Below are 12,754 nucleotides of genomic sequence, written 5' to 3'. Positions count from 1 at the left end.
TTTCGCTTGGGTTCGTGGGACCCCTGGAGGCGCGGCCCCCCGCAAACCGCGCCGCCTGTAAGGAGAGTTGGCATGATCCGACGCTTCACCGGCTTCGCGGCCGCGCTCGCCGCGCTCGGCGCGCTGATCGTCCTCGGCCCGGCCGCCACCACGGCGTCCGCCGCCGAGTGCGCCGCGCCCTGGAGCTCCTCGTCCGTCTACACCGGCGGCAAGTCGGCCTCGTACAACGGACACAACTGGACCGCCAAGTGGTGGACCCAGAACGAGACCCCGGGCCGCTCAGACGTCTGGGCCGACCAGGGCACCTGCGGCGGCGGGACGGACCCGGGCAACCCCGACCCGTCCGGCTTCGTCGTCAGCGAGTCCCAGTTCAACCAGATGTTCCCGAGCCGGAACTCGTTCTACACGTACAAGGGCCTCACCGACGCGCTCAAGTCCTACCCGGGCTTCGCGAACACCGGCAGCGACACCGTCAAGCGCCAGGAGGCGGCGGCGTTCCTCGCCAACGTCAGCCATGAGACGGGCGGCCTGAAGTACGTGGTCGAGCAGAACCAGAACAACTACCCCCACTACTGCGACAAGACCCAGCCCTACGGTTGCCCGGCGGGACAGGCCGCGTACTACGGCCGCGGCCCGATCCAGCTGAGCTGGAACTTCAACTACAAGGCGGCGGGCGACGCGCTCGGCATCGACCTGCTCAACAACCCCTACCTGGTCGAGCAGAACCCGGCCATCGCCTGGCAGACGGGCCTCTGGTACTGGAACACCCAGAGCGGCCCCGGCACCATGACCCCGCACAACGCCATGGTCAACGGCGCCGGGTTCGGCGAGACCATCCGCGCCATCAACGGCACCCTGGAGTGCAACGGCGGCAACCCCGCCCAGGTCCAGAGCCGCATCGACCGCTACAAGGCCTTCACGCAGATCCTGGGCACCACCCCGGGCTCCAACCTGAGCTGCTGACCCACGACCGAGCTCGATTTGCCGGTACGGCCCGGGCGGGTCCCCTTCCTTGGGGCCCGCCCGGCGCTACGCCGCCAGCAACCGGGCCGCGCCGTCCCGGGCTCGGCGTGCCGGTTCGGGTGAGCCGGAGATCGCGGCGGCCGTCATGGCTCCTTCCGCGAGCAGGACCAGAGGACCCACGGCCGACTCCGGCTCCCCCGCGTCCGCCACCAGACCGGCCACGTACTCCGCGAACGCCTCCTTGTGCGCCCGGACGGTGTCGGTCACCGCGGGGTCGACGGCCCCCAGCTCCCCGTACGCGTTGATGAAGGCGCAGCCGCGGAAGTCCGGTTCGGTGAACCACTCGTACAGCCAGTCGTAGACCGCGAGGACGCGCTCCCGGCCCTCGGGGCGGCTCTCCACATGGGCGGCGAGGCGGGCCCGCCAGCGGCGGTCGCGGCGGTCCAGGCAGGCACGGACCAGCTGCGACTTGGAGGGGAAGACCCGGTAGAGCCGCTTGAGCGAGACACCCGATGCGGTGCGGACCTCGTCCATGCCGACCGCCTGGATGCCGCGCTCGTAGAAGAGCCGTTCGGCGGCGTCGAGGAGTCTGACTTCCGCTTCCGCGTGATCCATGGAGGCTTCCCACCGGTCGAGAACGTGCGTTCTCCAACCGTACTACGCGCCACGGAACCCTCGCACCATTGCGCGAGAACGACCGTTCTCCTATCGTGGCGAGCCCGACGGAGAACGCCCGTTCTCCCCACCGGCTTCAGCGAGGAGCACACCCTTCATGAACGCGATCCCAGCCACGACGGCCACGGAAGTCACAGAAGCCACGACCACCCGTCCCCCTGTCCCGCCCTTCACCCGGGAGACCGCGATCGAGAAGGTGCGCCTCGCCGAGGACGGCTGGAACAGCCGCGACCCCGAGAAGGTGGCCCTCGCCTACAGCGAGAACTCCCGCTGGCGCAACCGCGCGGAGTTCGTCACGGGACGCGAGGCCATCGTCGGCCTCCTGTCCCGCAAGTGGGCCCGCGAGCTCGACTACCGGCTCATCAAGGAACTGTGGGCGCACGACGGCCACCGCATCGCGGTGCGCTTCGCCTACGAATGGCGGGACGACTCCGGCCACTGGTTCCGCTCGTACGGCAACGAGAACTGGGAGTTCGACGACAGCGGCCTGATGCACACCCGCCACGCCTCCATCAACGACCTGCCCATCCGGGAATCCGACCGCCTGTACCACTGGCCGCTCGGCCGCCGCCCCGACGACCACCCCGGCCTCACCGACCTCGGTCTCTGAGCGGCCGAAAGCACTGCCGCGACAGGGTGTTACCCCCGCGCACACTGGGCACCCGGTCGGCGACAACGGCCCGGTCCACCGCGTGGACGACGAGGCCGAACAGTACGCCGACCGCCAAGGAGATCCACATGACCACCGCACGCGAGATCATGACGCCGGGCGCGGAGTGCGCCGGAGCCGAGGAGACCGTGCTCCAGGCGGCCACCAAGATCACCGAGCTGGGCGTCGGTGCCCTGCCCATCTGCGGGACCGACAACCGGCTCAAGGGCGTCATCACCGACCGGGACATCGTGGTGAAGGTCCTGGGCAAGGGCAAGGACCCCTCGAAGGTCCTCGTGGGGGAGCTCGCGCAGGCCGAGGCCGTCACCATCGGCGCGGACGACAGCGTCGACGAGGTCTTCGCGACCATGACCTCGCACAAGGTGCGCCGGCTCCCCGTGATCGACGGGCGCTCCCTGGTGGGCATGGTCGCGCTCGCCGACGCCGCCCGCGCGCTGACCGACCCCAAGGCGGGCCAGCTCCTGGAGGCGCTCTCCACGGACTGACCACCCCGCCGTACCGATCGATCACCTCGCCGTGGGGCGGGCAGCCGCCCCACGGCACCGGGCGGCCCCCTCCGGCATGCCCCCGCACGCGGGTCGCCCTACGGTGAACATTCCGGGGCCCCGTCGCTCGGAGCCGCTCCGCCCCGGTCCCGCCGAGCCCCGGGCACCCCGAGGAGGAACCGCATGCCCATCGCCACGGTCGACCCGGCCACCGGTGAGACCCTCGAAACCTTCGAGCCGCTGTCCGCCGCCGAGATCCGGCAACGCCTCGCGGCGGCGGAATCCGCGTACGCCCACCACCGCACCACCGGCTTCGCCGAGCGCGCGCGGCTGCTCAACCGCGCCGCCGACCTCCTGGAGGAGGACGCCGCGGACATCGCCCGCACCATGACGACCGAGATGGGCAAGCCGGTGAAGGCCGCCAGGGCGGAGGCCGCGAAGTGCGTCAAGGCCATGCGCTGGTACGCGGAGCGCGCCGAGGGGCTGCTCGCCGACGAGCAGCCCGCACAAGAGGACGTGTCCGACTCCGGCGCGTCCCGGGCGGTCGTCCACTACCGCCCGCTCGGCGTCGTCCTGGCCGTGATGCCGTGGAACTTCCCGCTCTGGCAGGTCATCCGCTTCGCCGCCCCCGCCCTCATGGCGGGCAACGTCGCCCTGCTCAAACACGCCTCGAACGTGCCGAGGACCGCCCTCTACCTCCAGGACCTCTTCCGCCGCGCCGGCTACCCGGAAGGCTGCTTCCAGACGCTGCTGATCGGGTCGGGCGAGGTCGAGGACATCCTGCGCGACCGGCGGGTGGCCGCGGCGACCCTCACCGGCAGCGAGCCGGCGGGACGCTCGGTGGCGTCCGTCGCGGGCGACGAGATCAAGAAGACGGTGCTGGAACTGGGCGGCAGCGACCCGTATCTGGTGCTGCCCAGCGCCGATGTCGAGCGAGCTGCCGCGACCGCGGTGACCGCCCGGGTCCAGAACAACGGCCAGTCCTGCATCGCCGCCAAGCGCTTCATCGTGCACGCCGACGTCTACGACGCCTTCCGCGACCGATTCGTCGCCGGCATGCGGGAGCTGACCGTGGGCGACCCGATGGACGAGGACACCGACGTGGGCCCGCTGTCGAGCGAGCAGGGGCGGGCGGATCTGGAGGAGCTCGTCGAGGACGCGCTGAACCGGGGCGCCACGGCGCTGTGCGGCGGCGAACGCCCCAAGGAGCTGGAGCGGGGCTGGTTCTACTCCCCGACGGTCCTCGCGGACGTCACTCCCGAGATGCGGATCCACCACGAGGAGACGTTCGGGCCTGTCGCCACGCTCTACCGCGTCGCGGACCTCGACGAGGCGGTGGAACTCGCCAACGACACGCCGTTCGGCCTGAGTTCGAACGTGTGGACCCGCGACGACGCCGACATCGCGCGGTGCGTACGCGACCTCCAGGCGGGCGGCGTCTTCTTCAACGGCATGACCGCCTCGCACCCGGGCCTGCCCTTCGGCGGCATCAAGCGCTCCGGTTACGGCCGGGAGCTGTCGGGCCACGGCATCCGCGAGTTCTGCAACGCCACGACGGTCTGGTACGGCGCCGCGGAGTGAACCACGGAGTCCCGGGGTGCCCGCGGGCACCCCGGGGCGGTGACCCTCACGCCGAAAGCACCGAGTCGTCCAGGGTCCTGGCACCCGGCAGCCGGTGGCCCGCCGCGACGACCGCGGCGTCGATGTCGCTGGTGCCGGTGGCCAGGCACAGGCTGTACGCGATGTCCTCGTACGCCTGCCGGCTCTCGGCACTTCCCTGGTCGGCGCGGAGCACGGCCAGCGCCTTGTAGCGCTCCAGCAGGTCTTCCAGTACGACGGGGTGCGCCAGCAGCACGGGGGTGCCTCCCTCGGGGTCGGGTACAACGGTTGCTCAACGTCCCGCCTGCCCCCGCGCGTCGACTCGAATCACCATGACTGCTTCCGTTTGTCGATCCGCCGGTTCGTGGTCAGACTCTGTGATGTGGACGCGTCGAACAGCAAGACCGCGGGACGGCCCGAACCGGAGACCCGGGACGACGACCGCCGCGAGACCGAGAGCGAACGCGCCGACCGCCGCTGGACCGAGCTCATCCAGGAAGTGCGGGTGGCGCAGACCGGCGTGCAGATCCTCTTCGGCTTCCTGCTGACGGTCGTCTTCACGCCGCGGTTCACGGAGTTGAGCGACACCGACCGGACGATCTACATCGTGACGGTGCTGCTCGGCTCGGCGACGACGGGCGCCCTCATCGGGCCGGTCTCGTTCCACCGCGTCGTCTCGGGCCGGAAGATCAAACCGCAGGCGGTGGTGTGGGCGTCCCGGCTGACCTTCGTCGGCCTGATCCTCCTCCTCGGCACCCTGACGACCGCCCTCCTCCTCATCCTGCGGGTCGCCACCGACGACTCCGTGGTGCCCTGGCTGGTGACCGGCGTCGTCGCCTGGTACCTGCTGTGCTGGTTCGTGCTGCCCGCGTGGGCGCGACACAGGTACACGACGGCGGACTGAGCCCGTACGGCCCGGCAGCGGGCGGCAAGCCGCGTTCGGACAGGCAGCAGGTGTGGATCACCGCGCCGGGGGCACCCAGTGTCAGGACCAAGCAGGCAGCAAATCCACACTGTTCGCAATAAGTCACTGTAAATCACTACCTGTCACGCTCTGGGTGGTGGCAGGTGACGAACGGGCGGAGTGTGGGAGGAGGAGCCTCTAGTGCAGTTCCCACAGACGGGAGATGCCACATGACCACGCACACGCGGTCGCCCATGCCGACTCCGGCGCGTCCGGCACGTCCGGCGCGTCTGGTCGCTCTGCCCGGCGTATACGCACCGCAGTACGACACCGAGATGCTGGCCCGCGCCCTGTACCGCGAGCGCATCGGTGACGGCACTTCCGTACTGGACCTGGGAACCGGCTCCGGGGCGCTCGCCGTGACGGCGGCCCGGCAGGGCGCGCGGGTGACGGCCCTCGACATCTCCCGGCGCGCGGTGCTGTCCACGTGGCTGAACGCGCGGCTGTCCAGGCAGTCGGTCACCGTGCGCCGCGGCGACATGACCACCGGGGTGCCGGCAGGACCGTACGACGTCGTGGTCAGCAACCCGCCCTACGTTCCCTCTCCTTCACCGCTTCTCCCCCGGCGCGGCCCGGCGCGCGCGTGGGACGGCGGACCCGCCGGCCGCGCCGTCGTGGACCGCGTCTGTGACGCCGCTCCCGACGCCCTGCGGGTCGGCGGTGTCCTGCTCATGGTGCACTCCGCGCTGTGCGACGTGGACGCCTCACTGGAGCGGCTCGCGAGCCGGGGCATGGAACCCGCCGTCGTGGACAGGGAGTTCATTCCCTTCGGCCCGGTGATGCGCTCCCGCGAGACGTGGCTGCGCCGGCGCAACCTCATCGGCGAGGACGAGACCTGCGAGGAGCTGGTGGTGATCCGTGCCGAACGCCGCTGACCGACCTCGCCGCGTCACGGTCGACCGCGACGGGCCGCTCCTGGTGGAGGGCCCGGTCGAGGTGGTGGGTGACGACGGGACCGTCTCCGTCTCACGGCGGTTCGCGGTCGCGATCTGCACCTGCCGCCGCAGCCGTACGTACCCGTGGTGCGACACGAGCCATCGCCGACGGGTGAAGCAGCACGCGGACAAGCCGTCCGCGCCCGAGACCGAGGAGCCGGAGGCCTCGTCATGACCGCCCCCGCCGAAGTGCGCCCCACCGTCCCGCCCCACGCCGAATCGCGGTACCGCAGCCCCGGACTGCCGTCCCCCCGCGGCGAGCTGTCCGGCGGCGTGCTCGCCGCCCTGCGGAACGGCGGCCCGGCCCCCTCCCCGCGGGACGCCGAGCACGCGGACCCGTACGGCGACGATCTCCAGCTCGCCCTCTACGTCCTCTACGAACTCCACTACCAGGGATTCGCGGAGGTCACCGACGAGTGGGAGTGGGACCCGGCCCTGCTGGCCCTGCGACGCGCGATGGAGCGCCGCTTCCTGGACGCCCTGCGCGCCGACGTACCCCCGTCCGAAGACGCGGAACAGGCCCTGTCCGAGCTCCTGGTGGAACCGGTCGGGCACGACGACGCGAGCGTCAGCCACCACCTCCAGCGCGACGGCGAGCTCTGGCAACTCAGGGAGTACGCGGCGCTGCGCTCCCTGTACCACCTGAAGGAAGCCGACCCGCACGCCTGGGTCATCCCCCGGCTGCACGGCCGGGCCAAGGCGGCGATGGTCGCCATCGAGTACGACGAGTTCGGCGCGGGCCGCGCCGACGACATCCACGCCAGGCTCTTCGCCGAACTCATGGCCGACCTCGACCTGGACACGTCCTACGGCCACTATGTGGAGGCCGCCCCCGCCGACGTCCTCGCGACCGTGAACCTCATGTCCCTGTTCGGCCTGCACCGCGCCCATCGCGGGGCGCTCGTCGGGCATTTCGCCTGGGTCGAGGTGACGTCCTCGCCCGGCTCGCGACGGCTGGCGGCGGCGCTGCGCCGGGCGGGCGCGGGGCCGGCCGCCCAGCGGTTCTACGACGAACACGTGGAGGCGGACGCCGTGCACGAGCAGGTGGTGCGCCGCGACGTCGTCGGCGGCCTCCTGGCCGCGGAGCCCGCACTCGAGGCCGACGTCGCCTTCGGGGTCCGCGCCACCGGCTTCCTGGAGGACCGCCTCGGCGCCCGGCTCCTCGACGCGTGGCGGCGCGGGAGCAGCGCGCTGCGCGTCCCCCTGCCCGACTCCCCCGGCGGATCTCCCGGGTGGCCGCGGGACTGAGGGAAAGCTATATCTGAGATGTGACTGATGGTCGAGATGGTGACGCCCTGTCGCCGGAGTCCTTCGCGCAGATCGTGCGTACCCGCAGTGCCGTGCGCAGTTACACCAGTGATCCCATCGAGGACCGTGTCCTTGAGGAACTGCTGGACGCCATGCTGTCGGCCCCCACCGGGAGCAACGCGCAGGCGTGGTCCTTCGTCGTGGTGCGCGACGCGGTGGCCCTGCGGCGGTTGAGGGCGTTCTCTCCCGGGCTGGTGGGAAAGCCCCGGGTCGTGGTGGTCGCCTGTGTGGACGGCGGCCGCCTCGATCTGGCCTCGCACGACGGCGCGCCGGAGCTGTGCGTGACCATGGCCGTCAACACTCTCCTGCTGACGGCCCACGCGTACGGGCTCGGCGCGTGCCCCGTCACCAGTTTCCGGGCCGGTGTCCTGCGGGTCCTGCTGGGCATTCCCGCCGACATCGAGCCGGTGTTCATGGTGCCGATGGGCCACCCGGCAGGCGAACGTCAGATGTCCAAGCGTCGACCCCGGAGCGAAGTGATCAGCTATGAAGTCTTCGGACAGCACACTCCCGCCGTCGGTGCGTGAGGATCTCGTCCTGCTCGCCGCGAACCTGTTGAGCAGCGCCCGCGGGCTGCTGGAGGAGCCGAAGAACTACGGGCCGATGCGCTGCCTGGGTGCGGCCGGCCGGGTACTGGAGCTCCTCGAAGAGGCGGACGCGAGCGAGCCGCGGCTGGTCGCCGTCCGCACCAGGATCGACGACGTGCTCACCGGGCCGCAGAACCACGAGCACACCAGCGATCTCCTGGAGAACCTGTGCGAGCAGGTGGCCGTGGCCGTGACACAGCCCGCCGGGGCCGGCGCGGGCGACTGATTCCCCCGCTCACCCGCCCGGTCCCTGCCGGTCGGGCGCCGGTCCGGAGACGCGCGGATCCACGTAGTCCGGGCCGGGCAGACCCTTGCGCCGCATGGCGATTCCGGACACCGCCTCGAAGATGGCCCGGCGGGCGTTCATCGTGGTGGTGCAGCCGGGGTCCAGGTGGGGTGCCACCTCGACGATGTCCATGCCGACGACCGGCAGCTCGTGGCAGATGCGGCGGATGGCGGGCAGCAGTTCGCGGTTGGTCAGCCCCGGCGGTTCGGGGGTGCCGGTGCCGGGCGCGAAGGCCGGGTCCAGCACGTCGATGTCCAAGGACACGAAGAGGTACTCGGGACCGTCGAGCGCCTCTTCGAGGGCCTGTTGGAGGACCGCGTCGAAGCCGCGCCGGTCGATCTCGGCCATGAAGTGCGCGCGCAGCTGGTTGTCGCGCATCCAGTCGAACAGTTCCTCGTCGGGTGCGATCGCGCTGCGCAGGCCGATCTGGATGAAGTTGCGCCCGGGGACGTGTTCGTCCTCGATCAGCCGGCGGATCGGCGTGGCGTGCGAGGCGAGATGGCCCGCCAGGTGGGGCGCGCAGTCCGGGTGCGCGTCGAAGTGGATGACTCCGACCTTGCCCGGTCCGTAGACATCGGCCATGGCGGCGGCGTCGGGCCACAGGATCGAGTGGTCGCCGCCGAGCACGATCGGAATGGCGCCCGTCTCGGCGATCTCGCGGACCAGGGCACGGATCGGTTCCATGGAGTTGTCGATGCTGAACAGGTCCACGGCCGCGTCTCCGTAGTCGACGACCGTCAGCTCCTCGAAGGGCTTGATGCGCGTGGTGGGGTTGACGAGCAGGTTCGGGGTGTTCGGGAGGCACCGCTCGTCCGCCCGGATGGCGCGCGGGCCGAAGGCGGCGCCCCGGTGTCCGGTGGACATGTCGACCGGTGCCCCCAGCACCGCCACGTCGACGTTGCCCGCGCGCAGGTCGTCCTGGTTGAGGCAGAGCGGCAGCCCGAACAGCGTGGCGATACCGGCGTACGGGGGTGCGAACGCGTACCGCTGAAGGTTGATCGGGCCGGGCTCGCGTCCCGGGTCGCCCGTGCGGTCGATCCGCTGTTTCCAGGCGTCCGCCGGTACGTCTTCCACAGGGGGCTCCTTCTGTCGCGCCTGGGCGGTGACCGGCGCCGGTGCGTCCGGCCGGCTGCCGCGGTGGTCACACAACCCGAGGGGGCGCGTCCGCCGTCGGCACCCCGCCACCGCGGACCGTGACAGTCAGCCGTGCGGACCATTTCCGGCGGCTCGCCGGACACCGGCGTGCGGGCCTCGGACGGCGCAACCGGGCGTGCGGGCGGGCGGGCCCGTGCGGATGGTGGGTGGCGGAGCGTGCGCGTTCCCTGTGCGCGGCAGCCGCCTGAAACCGGTGCGCTGCCCGCTCCGTCTCCCGCGTACCACCCGAAAGGACAGCCGGCTGATGCTACGCAGTGACATGGACGTCGCGGTCGTCGGCACCGGCGTCATCGGCCTGGCCACGGCCTGGGAGGCGGCCCGCCGAGGGCTGCGGGTGCGTCTGATCGGGCCGCGCTCGGGAGAGCACCGGGGGCAGGCGTCCCGGGCGGCGGGCGCGATGCTGGCGCCGTTCAGTGAGGTGGCGGCCTCCGACAGTCCCGAACGCGTCGCCCTGGAGGTCGGCGAACGCGCCGCCGCCCGGGAGCTGTACGACTCCTGGCTGCCGCCGCTGCGGCAGGCGAGCGGCCGGCCCCTCACCCTCACGCCGGGACTGTGGGTGGTGGCCACCACCGGCGGCCGCGGGGACGCGACAGAACTGAACGCCATCGCCGATGCGGCCGTCGCCCACGGCCACCGTGCGGAGCGCCACGACCCCGGCGATGTGCCGGGCCTGTCTCCGGCCCGGTCCTGCACCGCCCATGGCGCGCTGTGGCTGCCCGGTGAGGCGACCATCGACTCGGGCGAGCTGATGAGCGCCCTGACCGAGGCGCTCCTCGCCCACGCGGACGTGACGTGGACCGAATCGGAAGCCACCGGCCTGCATCCGTCGGCCGGTGAGGAGGTGACGATCACCTGTGCCGATGGGCCCCGGATCAGTGCGCCGCGCGTCGTCCTGGCCGTGGGCGTCGGCCTGAACGACCTGCTGGCGAACAGTCCGGACCTGGAACTGTCCTTGCCGCCGATACTGGCCGGCAAGGGGGTCAGCGCGGTGGTGCGCCACGTTCCCATGTCGCTGCCGACCGCGATCCGCACCCCCATGCGCGACTTCGCCTGCGGAATGCACCTGGTGCCCCGCGCCGACGGCATGGTCTACGTGGGGGCCACCAACCGCCTCTCCCCCTCGGGGGCCGTCCCCTACCCGCTGGTCATGGAACTCAACGACCTGCTGCGGGAGTCGGGCGAGGAGCTCAGCACCAAGCTGTACGAAGGGGAGCTCGTCGGCGCCCGCGTCGGGTACCGCCCTTTCACGCTCGACCACCTTCCGCTGGTCGGCCCCACCGCCGATCCGCGGGTCCTCATCGCTTCGGGCACCTACCGCAATGGCATGCTGCTGGCTCCCCGCCTCGCCGAGATGATCGCCGATCACCTCACCCGTGACACCGTGGCCGAGCACCCCTTCGACCCCACTCGCACGATCACGCCGAGCGCCCTGCCGCAGACGCTCGAGCGTTGGCTGCCCGAACTGGTGGACCTCTTCCTTCCGCCGCAGGGAACGCCGACCTCCATGCAGGGCGTACTGGCCGATCTGTTGCACCAGAGCCTGCGCGGGCTGGCCACAGACGGCGGTGACCCGCGCGGTGCGGCGGTCCGGCGTACGTGGCAGCAGGCTCCCGTTCCCGAAGCCCTGTGGTCCCTGCTCGTCGCCTATCTCAAATGACGCCGGCTCATATGACTCTGCCTCACATCACGCCGCGGGCTGTGCGTACAGAGCGTCGATCAGGCGGAAGAGGTCCACGGGCGTGCCGTCCTCGTCCACGGCGTACCGGCCGGGGTCGGTCAGGTACAGGGAGGCCGCGTGGCCGTCGGGGCGCAGCGTCTGTACGGTCTCGGCGGCGTAGATGCCCAGGGACGGCGGGTCGTCCTCCGGGGCGCCGAGGCGCTGTCGCAACTGCCGTGCCTGGTCGAACAGCAGCGCTTCGCCGAAGCTGTCCACGTTGATGCTCAGGGCGCCCTTGCCGTCGTCGGAGAGCCCGGCCGCGCGCAGGAGTTCCACGAGGTAGCTGGTGTAACCGAGGCAGTGGCGGTCGCGCGGGACGTCGAGTTCCCGCAGTTCCTTCCACATCGGGTCGCCGCCGACGATCATCATGGCGAGGAGGTCGTCGTCGCGGGGTATGTCCCCGGTGGTCACCGCGTCCCACAGGCACTCGGCGAGCGGGTCGAGGCCGGGTGCGGTGCGTACGGGGACGTCCGGACGGCCCGCGGCGTCCAGTGCCCGGCGGATGTGCCGGCGGAACAGGTCGAGCACACGGGTGTAGCGGCCGTCGACCAGGCGGAAATAGCGCTGCGCCAGTTCGGCGGCGACGAGGCCGCTCTGGAAGGCGTCGAGGAGGTAGAGGTAGTACTGCACTCGCGGCACGTCGACGGTGACCGTCAGGGCCAGGGAGGAGGGCAGCAGGGCGGCGACGTCGCCGATCACGCGTGACTGGCGCAGGACGGTCTCGTACTCGTAGAGCGACAGTTCGCCCTCCGTGACGATGGACCGCAGCCGAGCGGCCGACGGAGCGGCGTCGGCGCGCAGCAGCTCCGTACCGCGGCCGTGCTCGTCGATGAAGCGCAGGTTCTGGTGACTGAACAGGCAGACACCGCTGACCAGTTCGGCACGGTCGGCGTCGTCGGCGCTTCCGGTGAGTTTCCGCGCCCCCTTGATGTGCAGGCGGTGGCGGCTGCCGCAGAGCTCGGCCCCGGCGAAGACCGCCTTGTGCGCCCGGTCCCTGCGGCTCTGCACGATCAGCGCGTCGGCTCCGGTGCCGAACTCGCCTTCGCCGAAGTACTCGCCGAGCGTGCGCACGCGCTCGAACGCGCGCCTGACCGCCTTCTCCTGGTCCGGCGTGCCGGTGGCCGCCGTCTGCCACATGCCCTCGCTTCCGGGGACGGGGCGGGGGTGGGGGCCCGCGGGGGTGTCGTACCGGTGCAGGACCGCGGGCTCTCCCGGGTGTTCCGTCTGTTTGATGACGAGTAGTTCATCGGTGCCGGCGAGAGAGCGGCGCCCGACAGGGGGCGCCTCTCCACCGGCAGGAACCTCGTGAGCACGCACACATCCTCCCGGAGCTCCGCGCCCGGCGCCGCACGGCTGCGCACCGCACTCACACACCCGGGCATACGCGAACGAATCGGGCGTGAATGGACC

15 protein-coding genes are annotated in these 12,754 nt (G+C 71.5%); 11 read left to right on the top strand and 4 right to left on the bottom strand.

Features of this window, described 5'->3' with window-relative positions; genetic code table 11:
* The first annotated feature begins 72 nt into the window (after nt 1-72).
* The gene (locus tag ACZ7LU_RS06600) at nt 73-963 is read left to right on the top strand and encodes a glycoside hydrolase family 19 protein (RefSeq protein ID WP_398298915.1); all 891 of its coding nucleotides are present in this window, start codon (nt 73-75) and stop codon (nt 961-963) included.
* Nucleotides 964-1,029: 66 nt separating this feature from the next.
* Here ACZ7LU_RS06600 and ACZ7LU_RS06595 read toward each other — a convergent pair whose 3' ends face one another.
* Nucleotides 1,030-1,578: a TetR/AcrR family transcriptional regulator gene (locus ACZ7LU_RS06595; protein ID WP_471915893.1), complete on the bottom strand. Its 549-nt coding sequence runs from the start codon at nt 1,576-1,578 to the stop codon at nt 1,030-1,032.
* Between the two features lie 157 nt (nt 1,579-1,735).
* On the opposite strand from ACZ7LU_RS06595, the gene ACZ7LU_RS06590 reads away from it, so the two are divergent.
* The 3 genes from ACZ7LU_RS06590 to ACZ7LU_RS06580 all read left to right on the top strand — a co-directional run bounded on the left by ACZ7LU_RS06590 (nt 1,736) and on the right by ACZ7LU_RS06580 (nt 4,374).
* A complete protein-coding gene (locus ACZ7LU_RS06590; protein ID WP_471915892.1) occupies nt 1,736-2,248 on the top strand; it encodes a nuclear transport factor 2 family protein in 513 nt (170 codons plus the stop codon).
* A gap of 128 nt (nt 2,249-2,376) precedes the next feature.
* The gene (locus ACZ7LU_RS06585) at nt 2,377-2,793 is read left to right on the top strand and encodes a CBS domain-containing protein (protein WP_398298921.1); all 417 of its coding nucleotides are present in this window, start codon (nt 2,377-2,379) and stop codon (nt 2,791-2,793) included.
* Nucleotides 2,794-2,976: 183 nt separating this feature from the next.
* A complete protein-coding gene (locus ACZ7LU_RS06580) occupies nt 2,977-4,374 on the top strand; it encodes an NADP-dependent succinic semialdehyde dehydrogenase (protein WP_471915891.1) in 1,398 nt (465 codons plus the stop codon).
* Nucleotides 4,375-4,420: 46 nt separating this feature from the next.
* On the opposite strand, the gene ACZ7LU_RS06575 is transcribed toward ACZ7LU_RS06580, so the two are convergent.
* Nucleotides 4,421-4,648 carry a DUF5133 domain-containing protein gene (locus ACZ7LU_RS06575; protein ID WP_398298925.1) on the bottom strand — a complete coding sequence of 76 codons (228 nt, stop codon included), beginning with the start codon at nt 4,646-4,648 and terminating at the stop codon, nt 4,421-4,423.
* A gap of 126 nt (nt 4,649-4,774) precedes the next feature.
* Between ACZ7LU_RS06575 and ACZ7LU_RS06570 the strand changes: the two genes are divergently transcribed.
* The 6 genes from ACZ7LU_RS06570 (at nt 4,775) to ACZ7LU_RS06545 (ending at nt 8,412) form a co-directional block, all read left to right on the top strand.
* Nucleotides 4,775-5,296: a DUF6328 family protein gene (locus ACZ7LU_RS06570; protein WP_398298927.1), complete on the top strand. Its 522-nt coding sequence runs from the start codon at nt 4,775-4,777 to the stop codon at nt 5,294-5,296.
* Nucleotides 5,297-5,526: 230 nt separating this feature from the next.
* Nucleotides 5,527-6,231, top strand: a complete 705-nt coding sequence (locus tag ACZ7LU_RS06565; RefSeq protein ID WP_471915890.1) for a HemK2/MTQ2 family protein methyltransferase — start codon at nt 5,527-5,529, stop codon at nt 6,229-6,231.
* Complete coding sequence (locus ACZ7LU_RS06560; protein WP_398298931.1) at nt 6,215-6,466, top strand: CDGSH iron-sulfur domain-containing protein; 252 nt, start codon at nt 6,215-6,217, stop codon at nt 6,464-6,466. Before ACZ7LU_RS06565 ends, ACZ7LU_RS06560 begins: the two co-directional genes overlap by 17 nt.
* Nucleotides 6,463-7,539, top strand: coding sequence for an iron-containing redox enzyme family protein (locus ACZ7LU_RS06555; RefSeq protein ID WP_471915889.1), 1,077 nt, complete (start codon nt 6,463-6,465; stop codon nt 7,537-7,539). The genes ACZ7LU_RS06560 and ACZ7LU_RS06555 overlap by 4 nt, the downstream gene beginning before the upstream one ends.
* 20 nt (nt 7,540-7,559) lie before the next feature.
* Entirely contained in the window at nt 7,560-8,126 is a 567-nt protein-coding gene (locus ACZ7LU_RS06550) for a nitroreductase family protein (RefSeq protein WP_398298935.1), read from the top strand.
* The gene (locus ACZ7LU_RS06545) at nt 8,119-8,412 is read left to right on the top strand and encodes a DUF6092 family protein (RefSeq protein WP_398298937.1); all 294 of its coding nucleotides are present in this window, start codon (nt 8,119-8,121) and stop codon (nt 8,410-8,412) included. The genes ACZ7LU_RS06550 and ACZ7LU_RS06545 overlap by 8 nt, the downstream gene beginning before the upstream one ends.
* Before the next feature lie 9 nt (nt 8,413-8,421).
* Here ACZ7LU_RS06545 and ACZ7LU_RS06540 read toward each other — a convergent pair whose 3' ends face one another.
* Nucleotides 8,422-9,546 (bottom strand): agmatinase family protein, encoded by a 1,125-nt coding sequence (locus ACZ7LU_RS06540; protein ID WP_471915888.1) that lies wholly within the window; start codon nt 9,544-9,546, stop codon nt 8,422-8,424.
* Between the two features lie 325 nt (nt 9,547-9,871).
* Between ACZ7LU_RS06540 and ACZ7LU_RS06535 the strand changes: the two genes are divergently transcribed.
* The gene (locus ACZ7LU_RS06535) at nt 9,872-11,284 is read left to right on the top strand and encodes an NAD(P)/FAD-dependent oxidoreductase (RefSeq protein ID WP_471915887.1); all 1,413 of its coding nucleotides are present in this window, start codon (nt 9,872-9,874) and stop codon (nt 11,282-11,284) included.
* A gap of 27 nt (nt 11,285-11,311) precedes the next feature.
* Here ACZ7LU_RS06535 and ACZ7LU_RS06530 read toward each other — a convergent pair whose 3' ends face one another.
* Nucleotides 11,312-12,661, bottom strand: a complete 1,350-nt coding sequence (locus ACZ7LU_RS06530) for a hypothetical protein (RefSeq protein ID WP_471915886.1) — start codon at nt 12,659-12,661, stop codon at nt 11,312-11,314.
* Nucleotides 12,662-12,754: the final 93 nt, after the last annotated feature.

Source organism: Streptomyces sp. NPDC039462 (assembly GCF_055639375.1).
The sequence above is the reverse complement of the archived record's forward strand: the minus strand, read 5'-3'. Positions and strand labels throughout refer to the sequence as shown.